The sequence below is a fragment of the Emticicia sp. W12TSBA100-4 genome, assembly GCF_040253585.1.
Taxonomy (GTDB): Bacteria; Bacteroidota; Bacteroidia; order Cytophagales; family Spirosomataceae; genus Emticicia.
In genome coordinates this window covers 184,970-201,104 of sequence record NZ_JBELAU010000009.1, presented here as the reverse complement: position 1 = coordinate 201,104, position 16,135 = coordinate 184,970, and the positions used below count along the sequence as shown (strand labels likewise).

At 38.3% G+C, this 16,135-nt stretch carries 15 protein-coding genes; 8 read left to right on the top strand and 7 right to left on the bottom strand.

The features are described 5' to 3' along the window. Window positions 1-81 precede the first annotated feature (81 nt). The 7 genes from ABR854_RS14750 (at window position 82) to serS (ending at window position 5,450) form a co-directional block, all read left to right on the top strand. Window positions 82-777 (top strand): tetratricopeptide repeat protein, encoded by a 696-nt coding sequence (locus ABR854_RS14750; protein WP_350266181.1) that lies wholly within the window; start codon window positions 82-84, stop codon window positions 775-777. Between the two features lie 83 nt (window positions 778-860). After that, the gene (gene ribH / locus ABR854_RS14745) at window positions 861-1,340 is read left to right on the top strand and encodes a 6,7-dimethyl-8-ribityllumazine synthase (RefSeq protein WP_350266180.1); all 480 of its coding nucleotides are present in this window, start codon (window positions 861-863) and stop codon (window positions 1,338-1,340) included. Between the two features lie 4 nt (window positions 1,341-1,344). Continuing rightward, the gene (locus ABR854_RS14740; RefSeq protein ID WP_350266179.1) at window positions 1,345-1,644 is read left to right on the top strand and encodes a DUF6922 domain-containing protein; all 300 of its coding nucleotides are present in this window, start codon (window positions 1,345-1,347) and stop codon (window positions 1,642-1,644) included. Further along, entirely contained in the window at window positions 1,599-2,228 is a 630-nt protein-coding gene (locus tag ABR854_RS14735; protein WP_350266178.1) for a nucleotidyl transferase AbiEii/AbiGii toxin family protein, read from the top strand. The genes ABR854_RS14740 and ABR854_RS14735 overlap by 46 nt, the downstream gene beginning before the upstream one ends. Then, window positions 2,228-2,710 carry an SRPBCC family protein gene (locus ABR854_RS14730; RefSeq protein ID WP_350266177.1) on the top strand — a complete coding sequence of 161 codons (483 nt, stop codon included), beginning with the start codon at window positions 2,228-2,230 and terminating at the stop codon, window positions 2,708-2,710. Before ABR854_RS14735 ends, ABR854_RS14730 begins: the two co-directional genes overlap by 1 nt. Before the next feature lie 61 nt (window positions 2,711-2,771). Continuing rightward, window positions 2,772-4,100, top strand: coding sequence for an aspartate kinase (locus ABR854_RS14725; RefSeq protein ID WP_350266176.1), 1,329 nt, complete (start codon window positions 2,772-2,774; stop codon window positions 4,098-4,100). Window positions 4,101-4,181: 81 nt separating this feature from the next. Further along, window positions 4,182-5,450 (top strand): serine--tRNA ligase, encoded by a 1,269-nt coding sequence (serS, locus tag ABR854_RS14720; protein WP_350266175.1) that lies wholly within the window; start codon window positions 4,182-4,184, stop codon window positions 5,448-5,450. Between the two features lie 159 nt (window positions 5,451-5,609). Here the strand turns inward: serS and ABR854_RS14715 are convergent, their stop codons facing one another. After that, window positions 5,610-8,042, bottom strand: a complete 2,433-nt coding sequence (locus tag ABR854_RS14715; RefSeq protein WP_350266174.1) for a TonB-dependent receptor — start codon at window positions 8,040-8,042, stop codon at window positions 5,610-5,612. A 179-nt stretch (window positions 8,043-8,221) separates the two neighbouring features. On the opposite strand from ABR854_RS14715, the gene ABR854_RS14710 reads away from it, so the two are divergent. Continuing rightward, window positions 8,222-8,857, top strand: a complete 636-nt coding sequence (locus tag ABR854_RS14710; protein WP_350266173.1) for a MarR family winged helix-turn-helix transcriptional regulator — start codon at window positions 8,222-8,224, stop codon at window positions 8,855-8,857. Window positions 8,858-8,912: 55 nt separating this feature from the next. Here ABR854_RS14710 and ftsZ read toward each other — a convergent pair whose 3' ends face one another. From ftsZ to ABR854_RS14680, 6 genes are all read right to left on the bottom strand, one after another. Next, window positions 8,913-10,286, bottom strand: a complete 1,374-nt coding sequence (gene ftsZ, locus ABR854_RS14705; RefSeq protein WP_350266172.1) for a cell division protein FtsZ — start codon at window positions 10,284-10,286, stop codon at window positions 8,913-8,915. Between the two features lie 133 nt (window positions 10,287-10,419). Further along, window positions 10,420-11,838, bottom strand: a complete 1,419-nt coding sequence (ftsA, locus tag ABR854_RS14700) for a cell division protein FtsA (RefSeq protein ID WP_350266171.1) — start codon at window positions 11,836-11,838, stop codon at window positions 10,420-10,422. 57 nt (window positions 11,839-11,895) lie between these two features. After that, complete coding sequence (locus tag ABR854_RS14695) at window positions 11,896-12,663, bottom strand: cell division protein FtsQ/DivIB (protein WP_350266170.1); 768 nt, start codon at window positions 12,661-12,663, stop codon at window positions 11,896-11,898. A gap of 149 nt (window positions 12,664-12,812) precedes the next feature. After that, window positions 12,813-13,589, bottom strand: a complete 777-nt coding sequence (locus ABR854_RS14690; RefSeq protein ID WP_350266169.1) for a GNAT family N-acetyltransferase — start codon at window positions 13,587-13,589, stop codon at window positions 12,813-12,815. Window positions 13,590-13,629: 40 nt separating this feature from the next. After that, window positions 13,630-14,730 carry an undecaprenyldiphospho-muramoylpentapeptide beta-N-acetylglucosaminyltransferase gene (gene murG, locus ABR854_RS14685; RefSeq protein ID WP_350266168.1) on the bottom strand — a complete coding sequence of 367 codons (1,101 nt, stop codon included), beginning with the start codon at window positions 14,728-14,730 and terminating at the stop codon, window positions 13,630-13,632. Window positions 14,731-14,812: 82 nt separating this feature from the next. Beyond that, window positions 14,813-15,991 (bottom strand): FtsW/RodA/SpoVE family cell cycle protein, encoded by a 1,179-nt coding sequence (locus tag ABR854_RS14680; RefSeq protein ID WP_350266167.1) that lies wholly within the window; start codon window positions 15,989-15,991, stop codon window positions 14,813-14,815. Between the last annotated feature and the right edge of the window lie 144 nt (window positions 15,992-16,135).

Genomic DNA, 16,135 nt, shown 5'->3' with positions numbered 1-16,135 from the left:
TTTTTGAAAATTAAACTTGATTATCAATTAGTTAATCAAGTAAATCCGATAAATTAAAGCGGTAGTCGCACTATCAAAACAATGGCAAAAAAAGAAAAATCAGGTCTTGACATCATCGAAAGTCCAGAAGCTTTACAACAAGAATTCAACAAAGCAGAAGGCTTCTTGAAAAACAACCAAAAATTATTGACTATCATTGGTGGTGGTATTTTGGCAGTTGTGTTAGGAGTAGTTGGGTATAATTATTATACAAATTCTCAAGACGAAGAGGCACAAGCAGCTATGTTCAATGCTGTTTACGCTTTTGAAGCCGATTCATTAAAACAAGCTCTAAACGGAACAGGTGGAAACGAAGGGTTATTGGCTATTGCTGATAACTACGGTGCATCGAAAGCTGGAAACTTAGCAAAATTCTATTCAGGCGTTGCTTTAGTAAAACAAGGCAAATACGATGAAGGTATTGAGCAATTGAAAGGCTTTAGCTCAAACGACCTACTCGTGCAAGCAAGAGCGTATGTTTTGATTGGTGATGCCTACATGGAAAAGAAAAGCGTTGAAGATGCTATCACTTACTATCGAAAAGCGGCAGATTACCAACCAAATAAAACCTTCACACCTGTATATTTAATGAAACTTGCTACTGCTTACGAAGTTGCTAAGAATAACAAAGAAGCAATTAGTGTATATAGCGAGATTATTGAAAAATACCCAGAATCAATTGAAATTGGTAACGCCAAGAAATATAAATCCAAACTCGAAGGCACTGTCGGCGAGTAAGAACTTGGTTATGCAATAAAAATATAATCAAAGGGATAAGCCGAAGTAGGTTTATCCCTTTTTTTAATTTATCTCGAAAAAATATGTCGTCAGCTAATAAAAATTTAAGTGAGTTCAATACTGCAGGCTTACCTGATGTGAGCCAAAAACGTTTTGCAATCATCGTTGCTGAATGGAACGAAGAAGTAACCGAAGCTCTTTTTGAAGGTGCGTATAAAACCCTCATAGAAAATGGTGTAAAAGCAGAGAATATCGTAAGAGCCAATGTGCCAGGCAGTTATGAATTGAGTTTTGGTTCGCAAGTATTTGCTCAAAAAGCCGATATTGATGCTGTCATTGCTATCGGTTGCGTGATTCAAGGCGAAACCAAGCACAACGACTACATCAATCATGCAGTAGCACAAGGATTGACCAACGTTTCGTTGAAATATAATAAGCCCGTTATTTTTGGCGTATTAACCCCAAACAACCAACAGCAAGCCCTCGACCGTGCAGGCGGTATTCACGGCAATAAAGGCGATGAAGCAGCGATAACAGCGATAAAAATGTTAGGGTTAGCCTAAGAAAATGCAAAAAACAAGACCAAACATATCGAAAACAGCTTTTTGGGATGTCAATTTTGAAGAAATTGATTTCGAGAAGAATAATGTCTTTGTTGTGGATAAAGTCTTTAATTATGGAAAATTCAATGACCAATTAGAGCTAATTCGATATTATGGGGTCGAAAATATCAAAAAGATGATGGTTCAAGTACCCTATTTTAGGAAAGAGGTTTTTGCTTTTATTTGTGGTTATTTTCAATTAAACCCCACTGAATTCAAATGCTATTTACGGAGACAGTCGAACCAGACACACTGGGAGTTTTAAAAGAGTTGATGAGACTTCCTGTTTTAGAAAACTTTGCACTCGTTGGTGGAACAAACCTATCTTTAAAACTTGGCCATAGAATATCAGTAGATTTAGATATTTTCAGTAATGAAGATTTTGAAAGTGATTTAATTATTCCTGAAATTAAAGCCAAATTTGATAATTTTGAGGTCTTACGTAAAACGAAAAGGTCTTTTGCTGGGGTAATCGGAAATTTAAAGATAGATATTGTTTTACACCAATATCCTTACTTACATGAAATAGAAGAGATTGAAGGTATTCGTTTTGTTTCGATTCCAGATGTCGTTGCAATGAAATTAAACGCAATATCGAAAAGAGGGGCAAAGAAAGATTTTTATGATTTGGCAAATCTTCTTGATTTATACTCTATTGAAGAAATGTTGTCGTTCTTTAAAACAAAGTACAGCAATGAGGAAATAGGTTTTGTAGTTCATTCGATGTATTATTTTGAAGATGCTGAAATGCAAGAGAACCCAATTTCTTTAAAAAATGAAACATGGGAAGATGTCAAGAAAAAAGTACAAAAATCAGTTGATGATTTTATAAATAGACGTTTGTCATAATGCCCAAAATTACACTCGAAACACAAATTAATGCTCCAATTCAAATCTGTTATGATTTGGCGTTAAGTGTAGATTTACACCAACTTTCAACTGCTAAAACAGGCGAACGTATTGTGAGTGGCGTAAGTGAAGGAGTGATGAAATTAGGCGAAAGTGTAACTTGGCGAGCAAAACATTTTGGGGTTTGGCAGGAGCTAACCAGTAAAATCACGGAAGCACAGTCGCCAAACTATTTAGTAGATGAAATGCAAAAGGGCATTTTTAAATCTCTGAGACACGAACACTATTTTCTTCAGGAGAATCAAACAACCATCATGAAAGATGTATTTATGTTTGAATCTCCGCTCGGGTTTTTAGGGAAAATTGCCAATAAAGTCATTTTAGAGCGTTATTTAACCAGTTTTTTGCAAGAAAGAAATTTAGTAATAAAACAAATTGCGGAATCTGGAAAATGGCGAGATATTTTAAGAAAAAATTACTGATAATCAACAAGCTAAATAACACACTCATTTAAAACGTATTCATTCAAAATTAAATTAAAAAATGCAAGTTTGGAAATTTGGCGGGACTTCAGTAGGTAAGCCCGAGCGTATGCACTCAATCCGTAATCTTATTACTGAAGATGGCGGTCGTAAAATCGTAGTTTTGTCGGCTCTTTCTGGCACTACCAACTCTCTTATTTCTATTGGCGAGTCACTTAAAGCGAATAATGATGCCGAAGCAAACGAAAAAATCGAGTCGCTTTATGCTCATTATCAGTCTTTTATCAAAGAATTATATAAAACCGAAGAAGGATATACAAAAGGCAAGACTATCATCGACAATGAATTTAATTTCATTCGCTCGTTGGTAAGTATTAAGCCTTTTACGCTCAAACAAGAAAAAGAAATCGTTGCCGAAGGCGAACTACTTTCTACGCAAATGTTTGAAGCTTATTTGCAAGAAGAAGGCGTAAGCTCAGCTCTTTTGCCAGCTCTTGATTTCATGTTAATTGATGCCGACAACGAGCCAGTTTTGAGTTTTACAGAAGAAAAACTCACAGCTATGCTCTCGCAGTTGGAAGACAAGCAAATATTTATCACACAAGGTTTTATTTGTCGTAATCCTCGTGGCGAAGTTGACAACTTAAAGCGTGGTGGTTCTGATTATACCGCTTCATTGGTTGGTGGAGCAATTCGTGCCGAAGAAATCCAAATCTGGACAGACATCGACGGCATGCACAACAACGACCCAAGAATCGTGAAGCGTACCTTCCCTGTGCGTGAGCTTACTTTCGAGGAAGCCGCAGAACTGGCGTATTTTGGTGCAAAAATTCTTCATCCGAGTACAATTACCCCAGCAAAAATGCGTGGCGTTCCAGTGCGTTTGAAAAACACCATGGAGCCAAACGCTTACGGAACGCTCATCGCTGACAAAACAACCGATTCGGAAATCAAAGCCATTGCTGCCAAAGATGGCATCACGGCTATCTATATTCACTCGACTCGTATGCTGAATGCCTACGGATTTATGAGAAAGGTATTTGAGGTTTTTGAAAACTTCAAAACGCCAGTGGATATGATAACAACATCGGAAGTTTCGATTGCGGTAACAATTGATAATGCTGAAAATTTAGATAAAATCACGGCAGTTTTAGGTCAATTTGCTGATTTGGAAGAACACGACCGTAATCAATCAATCATTTGTATCGTAGGAAATTTCATGGCTGATAAAGCAGGTATTGCTCTAAAAGTAATGGAAGCCATGCGTGATATTCCAATCAGAATGATTGCTTATGGTGCATCGGAGCATAATATTTCGCTGTTGGTTGATACCAAACACAAAAACGAAGCCTTAAATGCTTTGAACGAAGGTTTGTTTAAGTTTGATTGATTTAATCAGCTACAACTTCATCACTAATTAAGTTCATAACGATTAGTGGCGAAAGCCACTAATCTAATACATATAATAGAAATGCTACAACTCAATTATATAAAAGAAAACAAACAAGCTACGATTGATAGCTTGAAGCGTAAGTATTTCAAGAATGCTGAAGAAACGATTGAAACGGTTTTAGGAATCGACCAAAAACGTCGTGAAACACAAGCCGAATTGGATTCAACTTTGGCAAGAGCCAATGCTTTGGCCAAAGAAATTGGCGGCTTGATGAAAGCAGGCAAAAAAGAAGAAGCCGAAGCCGCTAAAGCCGAAACTGCTGAGTTGAAGGTAAAATCAAAGGCTTTGGAAGAAGACTTAAAGGTTTCTGAATCAGAGCTTTACGATGTAATGGTTACTATTCCAAACCTTCCACATGTAAGTGTTCCCGAAGGACGTACACCCGAAGAAAACGTGAATGTTTTTCAAGCGGGTGAAATTCCAGAGCTTCACGAAGCGGCTTTACCACACTGGGAATTAATCAAACAATACGATATTATTGATTTTGATTTAGGAAATAAAATCACGGGTGCGGGTTTTCCTGTTTACAAAGGAAAAGGTGCAAGAATTCAGCGTGCCATGATTAATTTCTTCTTAGATGAAGCATTGGCGGCTGGGTATTTCGAAATCCAACCACCTATTCTAATCAATAAAGATTCTGGCTTTGGTACAGGTCAATTGCCAGACAAAGAAGGACAAATGTATCACTCAACTGCCGATGATTTATATTTGATTCCAACTGCTGAAGTACCAGTAACGAATATTTACCGTGACGTAATTTTATCAGACAATGATTTACCCATCAAAAATGTAGCCTATACGCCATGTTTCCGTCGTGAGGCAGGAAGTTGGGGGGCACACGTGCGTGGATTGAATCGTTTGCACCAATTTGATAAAATAGAAATCGTGCAGGTGCGTAAACCAGAAGAATCTTATCAGGCTCTCGACGAAATGGTTGAACACGTAAAAACATTGCTCGAAAAACTTGAACTTCCTTATCGTATTCTTCGCCTTTGTGGAGGAGATATGGGCTTTACATCGGCCCTTACGTATGACTTTGAAGTATATTCGGCTGCTCAAAAGCGTTGGTTAGAAGTTAGTTCTGTTTCAAACTTTGAGTCATACCAAGCCAATCGTTTGAAACTTAGATACAAAGTGGATGGCAAAACGCAGTTATTGCATACCCTCAATGGTTCGGCATTAGCTTTGCCACGTATTTTGGCATCAATTTTAGAAAACTTCCAAACACCAGAAGGCATCAAAATACCAAAAGTTTTAGTGCCTTATTGTGGTTTTGAAATGATATAGTTTGTCGATTTTTTCGTAGGAACGTCCAACTTGGACGTTCTTATCAGTAAAAAGAGCCTCGTTTTCATTGAAAATGAGGCTCTTTTGCGTTATAAATTAAATTTACGATTGATAATACATCATAGTCTGCAAGTTGCTTTATTAAATATGCTGCATTAATCAAAATTCCCAAACAAAACCCAAAGATGGTGTTACCGAAACATCATTATTATCTAAAATGAGCGGAACGGCATTTGAGCCATCTCTACGAAGTGGCAAGCCATCAGTGGTTTGGAAGCCAGTATTGTCGGCATTTCGGGCAAAAGTATATTGAGGAAATGCTGGACTTTTGAACAAAAGAGCATTTTGCACATCTAAATAAAGGTCGAAAGTAGTTTTCTTAAAATTCCACTTTTTATCAACCCTAAAATCAAGTCTTTTGAAATTACCTAATCTGCCTTGATTCAATCTTGAATAATCAAGTGTTCCACGGCCAACCAACGAGTAATTTGCTTGCGATGCAGCCAAATCGAATGGAGTAAATGGAGCTCCACCTTGCGAAAGCCATTTCAAGCCCATCTCCCAACCACGTTTGAATTTACGACCAAGTTGTGCCGAAAGAATATTTCGAGTATCCCAAGCCGAGGAAATCAGTTTGCCATCTGCTCCCGAAAACTCACTTCTGAAAAGTGTATAACTCAATACACCAAAGATATTTTTGGTTAATTTTTGCTGGAAAAAGAACTCTACTCCGTAGCTTCTTCCCGTTCCAATCGACGTAACTCGTTCGTTTCCAATTGCTCCGAAATCGCCACCTTCATTGGCCAACGAAATTCCTCGTGTAACCGTAACTGGATAGTTTTTGTATTTTTTATTAAAAGCTTCAACCGTAATTCTGGTCTGTGGTGTCGGAATAAACTCCAGACCTGCCACCAAATGGTCTGACTGAATGTATTTATTGCCAGTATTCGTAAAACTACCATCTTCCTGATAACCCAAAACTGTATAAATCGGCACTTTAAAATAACGCCCAGCCGAAGCATTGACTCGCCATTTATCAGCAAATTGATAACTCAAAGAAGCTCTTGGGCTTAGCGTTTCGAGCGGTTTATTGCCATCAGTGGTAAAAGAATTCATATCAGTTCTAATTCCTGCCGAAAGACTTAGCTTTTCGTTGAAAAATTTCCTTGAAACTTGCCCGAAAGCACCGTATTTAAAGAAATTAATGTCAGTGTTGAACGTAACCTTTCGCTCAGGTTGAACAAGTTGCCCAACGGCATTTCTGATTTCTCGACTGAAAATATTAAAAAAGTCGTTGTTATACTTCACATATTGCACAACCGCACCGTAGCTGTATTCCCACTTCCCTTTAAACTGATTTACGTCAATTCTGAACTTATTTTCAATTTCTTGCGATTGCGAATTGAAAACTCTGAGTGTTGGGTCTTCGCTTTTTCCATCTTCATAACGGTCGAGGGCGTTATCAAACATATTTCTACTCAAAGCAATATTTACGTAGCCATTCGTGATAAGTCTTTTTAAGGAAGCACCAACCGTATAATTCCATTGTTTGATAAGCGGGTTTGAACGCAAAATATATTCCTTCGAAGCATCGGTTTCTTTTGGTACGCCAAAATAAAAATCATCAATCGCACCCACGCCGATTAAGTTGAGGGTTGTTTTTTTATTGAATTTATGCGTGATTTTGTACTGAAAATCCCAGTAACTTGGGCGGATTGGCAAGTCGAGAGCCGAAAACAAAAGTTGCAGATACGACCTACGTGCCGAAGCCAAAAAGGTTGTTTTCTGCGAAATTGGCCCTTCGAGCGTTGCCGCCACTTCGGTCGAACTTAGTCGGACATTTCCCTCCACCTTATTCGGATTTCCATCTCGTTGTTTAAATTGTAGCACTGAAGAAAGTGCATTGTCATAACGAGCATTGAAACTACTCGTCGAAAGTGTGGCATCTTCAATAAACGAAACATTGAGAATACCCGTTGGGCCGCCCGAACTTCCCTGAGTGGCAAAGTGATTGATTACGGGAATCTCGATTCCATCTAAATAAAAAACGTTTTCGTTGGGGCCGCCACCTCTAATTACCAAATCGTTTCTGAATCCACCTACCGAACCAGCCGTTCCGCCAACGCCAGGCAAAACGCCAATCACCCGTGAAATATCAAAGTTTCCACCTGGATTATTCTTAATTTCTTCGGCAGTAAGTTTCTGAATCGAATTAGGGGTTTCAACATTTGCCACCGAAACCGAGCGATTCACCACCACTTTTACTTCATCTAATGTTTGTGTTTCTTCTTCAAGTTCAAACGTAACCTGTTGTGCGTTTCCAGTCGTGAGGTTAATATTGAATTTCGTAAGGGGTTTATAACCAACCAGCGTAGCCTTTAAATTATAACTACCTACGGGTAAAGTTAGCTTAAAATTGCCCTCAATATCAGTCGTAACGCCTTTTTGTGTGCCTTCAACAGCAATCGTTACACCAACGAGGTATTCTTGGGTTTTACGGTCTTTTACGATTCCTTGTATTTCGCCTGTGCGTTGAGCATGAGCTACATGTAGGCATAGAAAAAAGCTGAGTAAATAAATGATTTTGTGCATAAAACAATGGTTTGAATTTGTGTTTCGAGTATCTTTCCAGATGCTTCGCAACATTTTTAGTTGATATGTGTTTAATCAGTAAAACAAAACACTCAAAAAAATGTTTTGTTTTTGTACTAAAAATTTTTAAATTGGTATAAAAAAACACTTTTTGTTTCGATCGAATACTCAAAAAATAAATGAATTATAGCATTTTACAGAAAATAATAGGCGATTTAGAAAGTTTTGAGGCCGAGCAGTCATCAAAGAATATTTCGATGGAAGATTTTGTGGGATTTCTGAATCAGAAATATTTGGGGCGAATATTAGCTCCGAAACCAGTCGAAGCTCCTACCGAAAACGAAGAAAATAACATCGGACAATTAGTAGCTTTTATGTACCGATACGCCAAAAGCTACATCAAAAAAGCTTTGGAAGAATCTACAATTTTGACTTTGGATGATTTTGGGTACTTAGCGGCCGTTTGGCAATATGGCAATTTGACCAAAACCCAAGTTATTGAAAAGAATATCCATGAGAAAAACACTGGCATGGAAATCATCAAAAGGCTGATAAACAATCAATTACTTGAACAACGTGACGATGAAACTGATAAGAGAAGCAAACGCCTGAAAATTACGCCACTGGGGCAAGCAGAGCTTTTCAAGTCGTTTGATGGAATGTTGAAAGTAAGTAAGATTATCTCTGGAAAACTGAGTGATACAGAAAGATTGCAACTCTTTTATTTACTCAACAAATTACATAATTTTCATAACCCGATTTTCTTGAACGAAAAAGAAACAAGTGTCGATAAACTTTTAGAAAAATATTTTTAATGAAAAATGCCTTCAAAATAACTTTTGAGGGCATTTTATTAATATTGAGCAAACATTATCGTGCTGTTTCCATCATGGCGAGCAATTGGTCTAATTCATATTCCAATACTCGGCCATTTTGTTTGAGCTTCTTAATATCTTGTAATTCTACACCATTACGCACATAAGTTGGCGTTGTGTTTAATGCTGGATTACGGTATCCTTCACGCATGAACCGTTGAATCATTGCCTTGATTTGCTCCGTTGTATCTTTCTGCTCAACTTTTGGCTCATTAACTTCGGCATAAGTAGCTGTTTCTTCAACAGGGTTTTGTGTACTACTTGTGTTTATAACAGTTGCACCAACCGAAGCTGTTGGCTGTGGCACAGATGCCATCACCGTTGTAGCAACAGGTGTTTTTACTTTTTCAACGATAGGTTCTGGAATTGGTTCTGCTTCTACAACAACTAAATCAAAACCAGCCGCTACAATCGTTACACGCACTTTTTTGCCCAAATTCGGGTCAGTCGCAAAACCGTGTTTGAATAAACTTGCCTTGCTTTGGATTTGGCTTTCGACAAACTTCGTCACCAAAGTTTGGTCAGAAAGTTTGATTTTATATTCTGGGCTATAGGCAATGCTCAATAAAACTCTTTGAGCTCCGCTTATATCGTTACTTTCAAGCAGTGGCGAAGATAAAGCCAACTTGATGGCTTCTTCCACTCTTTTATCTCCTTCGGCTTCAGCTGTTCCCATTACGGCTTGGCCAGCACCACCTAACACTTTCTTCACATCAGCAAAGTCAAGGTTGATGATACCAGTACGAGTAATTAACTCAGCGATACTTTTCACACCATTGGCCAATACATCATCGGCTTTAGCATACGCTTCTTCAATGTCCATATCGCCAAATTGCTCTTCTAAACGCTCATTTTTGATAATCAGAACAGTATCGCAATTTTTCTTTAATTCTTCAATCCCAAGTCTTGCTTGTAGAATCTTGTCACCACCTTCAAATGGAAAAGGGTCAGTTACGACAGCAATCGTGAGAAGATTCATTTCTTTTGCGATTTTGGCAATTACAGGTGCAGCACCAGTACCCGTTCCACCACCCATACCTGCCGTAATGAAAACCATTTCGGTTGGCTCTTTGAGTAGTTCACGAATCGCTTTTTCGCTTTCTTCGGCAGCTTTCTTACCCATTGTCGGCTCGGTTCCAGCACCTAAACCTTTAGTAAGTTCGACACCTATTTGTAGTCTTTTTATTTCGGGATTGGCTGATTCCAAAGCCTGTTGGTCAGTATTACAAATAACCAAACCAATGTCATCCACACCCATGTTGTGCATGTGTTTCACGGCATTACAGCCAGCACCACCCACACCTATTACTTTGATAATGTTTCTGAATTTGTTCTTTGGGACAAGTTCGTAGTCTGGTTCTTCTGACATCGTAATAAACTTTTATAGATTAGGAAAAGCTGTTTTTGTCTTCAAAAAGGTTTTTTCTAAAAATTTTTGATAAAAACGAAGTTTTATCAAAAATGGCAAAGTATTTCAAATATAATAATAATATCCGAAAAAATTATAGGTATCCCTTATCATCGCCCAAGTCGGTTTTTGAGGCTTGTACTTGACGTTTTAGCCATCCAAAAAGACCACCGCTTTGCTGAGGCTCTTCTTGTGGAGCAGGTTGTTCAACTTCTTTATAACGACCAACATTGCGGTTTTCAAATCCATTTGTAGGGTTTGGTGGCAATTGACTCTCTGGAATTTCGCCCCAAATAACCTCTTGTGGCACACGCTCATCGAGTGGTAAAAAACCTGATAAGACCAATCCAACAACAGTTGCATATTTAGGGTCAATAATTTTGCTCAAAGCACTCTCCCCGATGTTACGAACCGTATTTCCAACTCTTATGTTCATGCCGTTGGTTACTTGGTCGAACACATCTTTTATCATTCGAATATTGGCTGTGCCACCAGTAAGTACAACACCACTGATTAGCTGGCCTTCATACCCAGAGTGCATGATTTCAGCCATTGCCATTGCTGCAATTTCTTTCAGACGCTCTTCAATGATAATACTTACGTTTTTAGCAACGATTTCTTTATCTGGTAAACCTTCAACGCCTGGGATTTTTATAATATCGTTCTTTCCAACCTCATCGGGTGGAACATCGCCCATGATGAGTTTGAGTTTTTCGGCATGGTCAGGTAAAATTTGGAATGCTTTTACAAGGTCATTCGTAATACTTTTTCCCGCAAAAGGAATTACTGAAATATGGCGTAAGCCACTTTCGTGGAAAATAGCCACTTCGGTTGTATCTCCTCCAACATTTACTACAGCTACGCCCAATTTTTTATCTACTTCGCTCAAAACCGACATAGCATCGGCCAAAGGAGAGAAGAGCGTATGAACTATCTTTAACGGAATAAAACGCTTATTATCTTGAATCTTTACGCCAACACTCTCAATGGTTTGTTGGAGTGCAATATGCGGGTCATTTGGTGTTGAAATCAAAAAGAAATTTCCACCGAGCGTTACGCCAAAGCGGCCAATTGGGTTTTCGGGAACTAAGGCCCGGTCAATGATAAACTCCTGCGGGAAAGTGTGAATAATTACGTTTCCTGCGGTTGGACGAAATGATTTACGAATATCAACCGCCAGTTTCTCAATTTCCTCTTTGCGAATCGTTGTGCGGCTGTCATTACGAGTCAAGAAGTTTTGGTGACTTCTCCCTTCTACATATTCACCTGAGATATTTACAATTACATTTTGAATATTGATGTCGGCTTTGTCGGATAATTTGGTGAGAATACGGTCAATGTCACGGGCAGTAAACTCTAAATTTACGACCGTTCCATTAGAAACACGTCCTCGTTGGGTAGGTTCTTCAACCATATCAAGAATTTTCACTTTCCCGATGTGGTCCATAATCCCAGCCACAGCACAAATCTTTGTGCTACCAATATCAATACCTACAATTACACCTTTATTCATTCTTGTATTATTTTATAAGGCTTTTAGCCCGAAAATAGTGGCTAAAAGTCACAGCTCTTACTTACATACTATTTGGCCGTCATATTTCACACTCACCGACGAAAAACCATCCCAACCCTTTACAGGTAGAATTTGGTTGTAAAATATCTTTAATCTATTTAATCTATTTTCAATATTTGCTGGTTCGCCAAACTCAATAATATGATTTCCAACTAACGGAACAATGCTAATATCGCCATTACTATCAATGTTTAGTTGCGTGAATTGTGCCTTCAAAAAGGAATCCTCGTTGATAAAATTTATAAATTGTAGATTCTTTTCCTGACGCTTTGCTTTTAAGCTCGACAAATTTCGGAAATATTCGCCCGAAAGCAATAAAATTCTTGCGGAATATCTGTCAGAGAGTGGAAAAAAGCTTCCATCGGCCTCTACATATACGTCATCACGGCCATCAGACATTAAAATTCTAGCAATTGGAATGTGTTGTTCGATATCAATATTGAGTGTTCCTTCCACACCACGAAATACTTGGCAGCTTTTTATTTGGCGATTACGTAATACTCTTTGTTCGATTTCTCGAAGGTCAATTTTATCGTAAAGTTTACCAACAAGCTGGTCGCTACCATATTTTGTAGCAAGGGCTTCGATGTCTTGTTTGGTGATAAAAAACTGTTCGTCGGCATTTTTAATATTTACTTCGATTTTCTTACAGCGATTTGATGAAAAGCTATCTGTCGAAAAAGCAATCAATACCAACACACTGCACACGGCTATTATTCCTAATAGCACTTTGCCAATTTTTCCGAAGTTAGTATTACGAAACATTTTTATAGGTATTAGGAAAATTTGTTATAGGGAAACTGGTTATTGGTGAATTTGTTATTAGTAAATTTCGGGGCCGACCCGTGTGCTTGTTGGTAAATAATTTATTCAGAATATGAACGTTGACCAGTAACAAATAACTAATCACCAACTCACAACTGCTTCAAAAACTCACTTTGATTATCCAATGTTTTAAATTCATCAGCAGTTTTTGGTTCTAAATCGTTTTTACAAAGGTTTTTTAGGCGTTCGATGTCTTGATTCCAACGATAACCATCAAAATAAGCCAAGCCTTTGTGGTCTCGGATTTTATACAAAGCCGATGATTTATAGGCAGTTCCGAGATAAACATGTTTTAGTCCATTTTCTTTTCCCCACTTAATTACTCGCCACATGAGCCATTTGCCAATCGAATGGGTTCGCATATACTCAGTATCAAAAAATGCAAACCAATAATGCAACATATCGCCTTCAAGAACGGCAAAGACAAAACCGATTAGTTTACCATCAATGCAAAATCTGAAAATGTGAGTGCCTGTTTCTCTTGATAAAATATATTGCCACCGCTCCATGCTCATATTATCATCACCGATGCGTTGCGAAATGTATTCTTGACTAAGACCTACGAAATCTGCGTCATTTAAGTCGAAATTTTCTTTTTTGATTACTTCTAACTGAATATTGAGCGGCTCAACTAAACGATTCACTCGACGATTTTCTGAGGTATCTTCAAATCTATCAAGTTCAACCCTTAGGCTGCGTGCTAAGTAAAAAGTATCACCTTCGATGCTCAAATTTCCTGTATAAGGCAGGAAGCCTTTTTCATAGATTTCCGGTAATTCGCTTTGTGATTCTTTCAAGCAATAAATTGCATAGTCGAATGTATAAGTCGAATAATCTACTCTATTTTCAGAGAAAAAAATCTTCATAATTTCTTAGGTAAAACAAAAGAACACTATTGCCAGTGGACTATCGACCATTAATGATTTTCAGAACTTCAGTTGCTATCTCTTTTCCAGCATTTGGTTTGGCCAAAGTTTTTATATTTTGACTTAGTTCTTGCATATCAAACTTGTTATCTGCCAGTTTTATTACATTATCTACCAAAATATCCCTTGCTTCGGTATCTTTTACCAACCAAGCAGCTTTTACATTGACCAAACTCATGGCATTTTGTGTTTGGTGGTCTTCGGCGGCTGTTGGAAGCGGCACTAAAATTGAAGGTTTTTCTGCCAAGCAAAGCTCCGAAACCGACAAGGCTCCTGCACGAGAAACAACCAAATCGGAGGCGGCATAAGCCAAATCCATTTCATAGATAAAATCCGAAACAAAAACTCGTTGTGTTTGTAGCGACTCAACTGCTTGTTTGGCTTTATCAATGAATAGTTTGCCTGTTTGCCAAATAACTTGCAAATCGTTTGAAATTAAATCATTCAGACCCGCAAAAATAGCCTCGTTAATAGTTCTTGCTCCTTGACTTCCACCGATTACTAAAAGCGTTTTGCGTTCGGGGTCAAGTCTGAAATGGTTGAATGCTTGCTCTCTTTTTGAGGCTGTTTCTAAAATATCTTTTCTTACTGGATTTCCCGTCATTACAATTTTTTCTTTCGGAAAAAACTGCTCCATATTTGGGTAGGCAACACAGATTCGTTGTGCTTTTTTAGCTACAAATTTATTGGTTACGCCTGCAAAAGAGTTTTGCTCTTGTATAAGCGTAGGTACTCCTAAAAAGTTTGCCATGATGAGCGTTGGGCCGCTGGCATAACCACCAACACCAATCGCAATATCAGGTTTAAAATCTTTAATAACTCGGTAGGTTTTCCAAAGGCTTTTTATCAGCTTGATAGGCAAACCCAAATTGGCCAACATATTAGAGCGATTAATGCCCGCAATAGGTAAACCTATGATTTTGTAGCCTGCCTTTGGCACTTTTTCCATTTCCATTTTACCTTCAGCTCCAACAAAAAGAATTTCGTTGGCAGAATCAATGGCTTTTAACTCGTTTGCAATTGCAACCGCTGGATAAATGTGTCCGCCAGTACCACCACCGCTAATAATGATTTTTTTCATATAACACCCCTCCGCCCCAAAAGGGGAACTTTTATTTGGTTTGAGCCACAGGTGGCTTATTTTTCAAATATTAAATTGATTTTTAAGCATTTAAAGACTTTTCGTCATATTCTTCTTTACTCACACTTAGCACAATACCAATAGCAACAGAAGTAAAAAGGATAGAGGTTCCTCCCATGCTCATCATTGGCAGAGTCTGACCCGTGACGGGGCCCAAGCCGACATTGATAAACATGTGAATAAATGCTTGAAAAACAATACTAAAAGTAAGACCAACACACAAAAGACCTCCAAATGCCCGTTGGGTGTTGCTTACATTTTTCAGCCCCCTATACAAAAGCCAAAGATACAAACCCATGACGAGGATTGCTCCCAACATTCCATATTCTTCGACAATAATTGCATAGATATAATCAGAAAAGGCCTCTGGGAGGTAGTTTCTCTGAAAACTATTGCCAGGTCCTATGCCAATTGCTCCACCACGTGCTATTGCAATCATGGCTTGTTCTTTTTGAAAATTATCGTCTCGGTCAGGGTTTCCAATGTCTTTATCTCGATTTATATCAATTTTAGCAAAGGCTTCAATACGCTCAAGTACAACCTGTCCACGTCCAAACTCCACGCCTTTCGAATATAGATAAATACTTATACCCATCACTACTACCAATGCTCCAATAACCGAAAACGCCATTCGGAATAAATATCGGCCTGGTACTCGTCCCATGTACATAATCAAGAAACACGTTACGCCTAATATAATCGCCGTTGAGAAATTTGTAATGGCAAGCATTCCGCATAGTAAACCGCACCAAAAAATTAATCCCATGAGTGTTTTTTGGGTATATTCTACATTTTGGCGGCGAGCTAACATGGCAGCGAGGTTTGTGATTAGAACCAAACGAACCAAATCGGAAGACTGAAATGAAATACCAAAAAGGTTAATCCAACGTTTTGTTCCTCCAACTGTTGTTCCGAAAAAATAGGTATAAAGTAGTAAAATAGGGGTAATCCAAAGTAAAATCTTTGAAATACCGGCATATTTTGTGTAGTCAATGCGATGAATGCCCCAAACAACCAAGAGGCCGAGCAATAAGTGTCCAGTATGATTTATGAGATAACTTTCGGTGTTTCCGCCTGCTTTTTTGTAGGCGAGTGCAGAGCTGGCACTGTAAACGACCAGCATACTGAATAATGATAGAAGCACGATGATGAACCAGATTTGCCAGTCACCACGTAGTTTGTCTTTCAACCACGTTTCCATGATTTTGCTTTGGCAGCACGAGGCCCCCGATTAAGATTATAAGGAATAAGCACGATTATGGTTTTAAAAATCAGACAAGTCTTTGTCTAAATTTAAAACTCGTAACAAATGTAAATTATTTCAAAATGAAAGAAAAGAAAAATT

Coding starts and splice junctions, on each gene's coding strand:
- ABR854_RS14735 (WP_350266178.1), top strand. CDS start 1,599: ATGCTATTTACGGAGACAGTCGAACCAGACACACTGGGAGTTTTAAAA.
- ABR854_RS14680 (WP_350266167.1), bottom strand. CDS start 15,991: ATGGAAACGTGGTTGAAAGACAAACTACGTGGTGACTGGCAAATCTGG.
- ABR854_RS14695 (WP_350266170.1), bottom strand. CDS start 12,663: ATGTTTCGTAATACTAACTTCGGAAAAATTGGCAAAGTGCTATTAGGA.
- ABR854_RS14730 (WP_350266177.1), top strand. CDS start 2,228: ATGCCCAAAATTACACTCGAAACACAAATTAATGCTCCAATTCAAATC.
- ABR854_RS14725 (WP_350266176.1), top strand. CDS start 2,772: ATGCAAGTTTGGAAATTTGGCGGGACTTCAGTAGGTAAGCCCGAGCGT.
- ABR854_RS14710 (WP_350266173.1), top strand. CDS start 8,222: ATGAATTATAGCATTTTACAGAAAATAATAGGCGATTTAGAAAGTTTT.
- ABR854_RS14740 (WP_350266179.1), top strand. CDS start 1,345: ATGCAAAAAACAAGACCAAACATATCGAAAACAGCTTTTTGGGATGTC.
- ABR854_RS14690 (WP_350266169.1), bottom strand. CDS start 13,589: ATGAAGATTTTTTTCTCTGAAAATAGAGTAGATTATTCGACTTATACA.
- murG (WP_350266168.1), bottom strand. CDS start 14,730: ATGAAAAAAATCATTATTAGCGGTGGTGGTACTGGCGGACACATTTAT.
- ABR854_RS14715 (WP_350266174.1), bottom strand. CDS start 8,042: ATGCACAAAATCATTTATTTACTCAGCTTTTTTCTATGCCTACATGTA.
- ftsZ (WP_350266172.1), bottom strand. CDS start 10,286: ATGTCAGAAGAACCAGACTACGAACTTGTCCCAAAGAACAAATTCAGA.
- ftsA (WP_350266171.1), bottom strand. CDS start 11,838: ATGAATAAAGGTGTAATTGTAGGTATTGATATTGGTAGCACAAAGATT.
- ribH (WP_350266180.1), top strand. CDS start 861: ATGTCGTCAGCTAATAAAAATTTAAGTGAGTTCAATACTGCAGGCTTA.
- ABR854_RS14750 (WP_350266181.1), top strand. CDS start 82: ATGGCAAAAAAAGAAAAATCAGGTCTTGACATCATCGAAAGTCCAGAA.
- serS (WP_350266175.1), top strand. CDS start 4,182: ATGCTACAACTCAATTATATAAAAGAAAACAAACAAGCTACGATTGAT.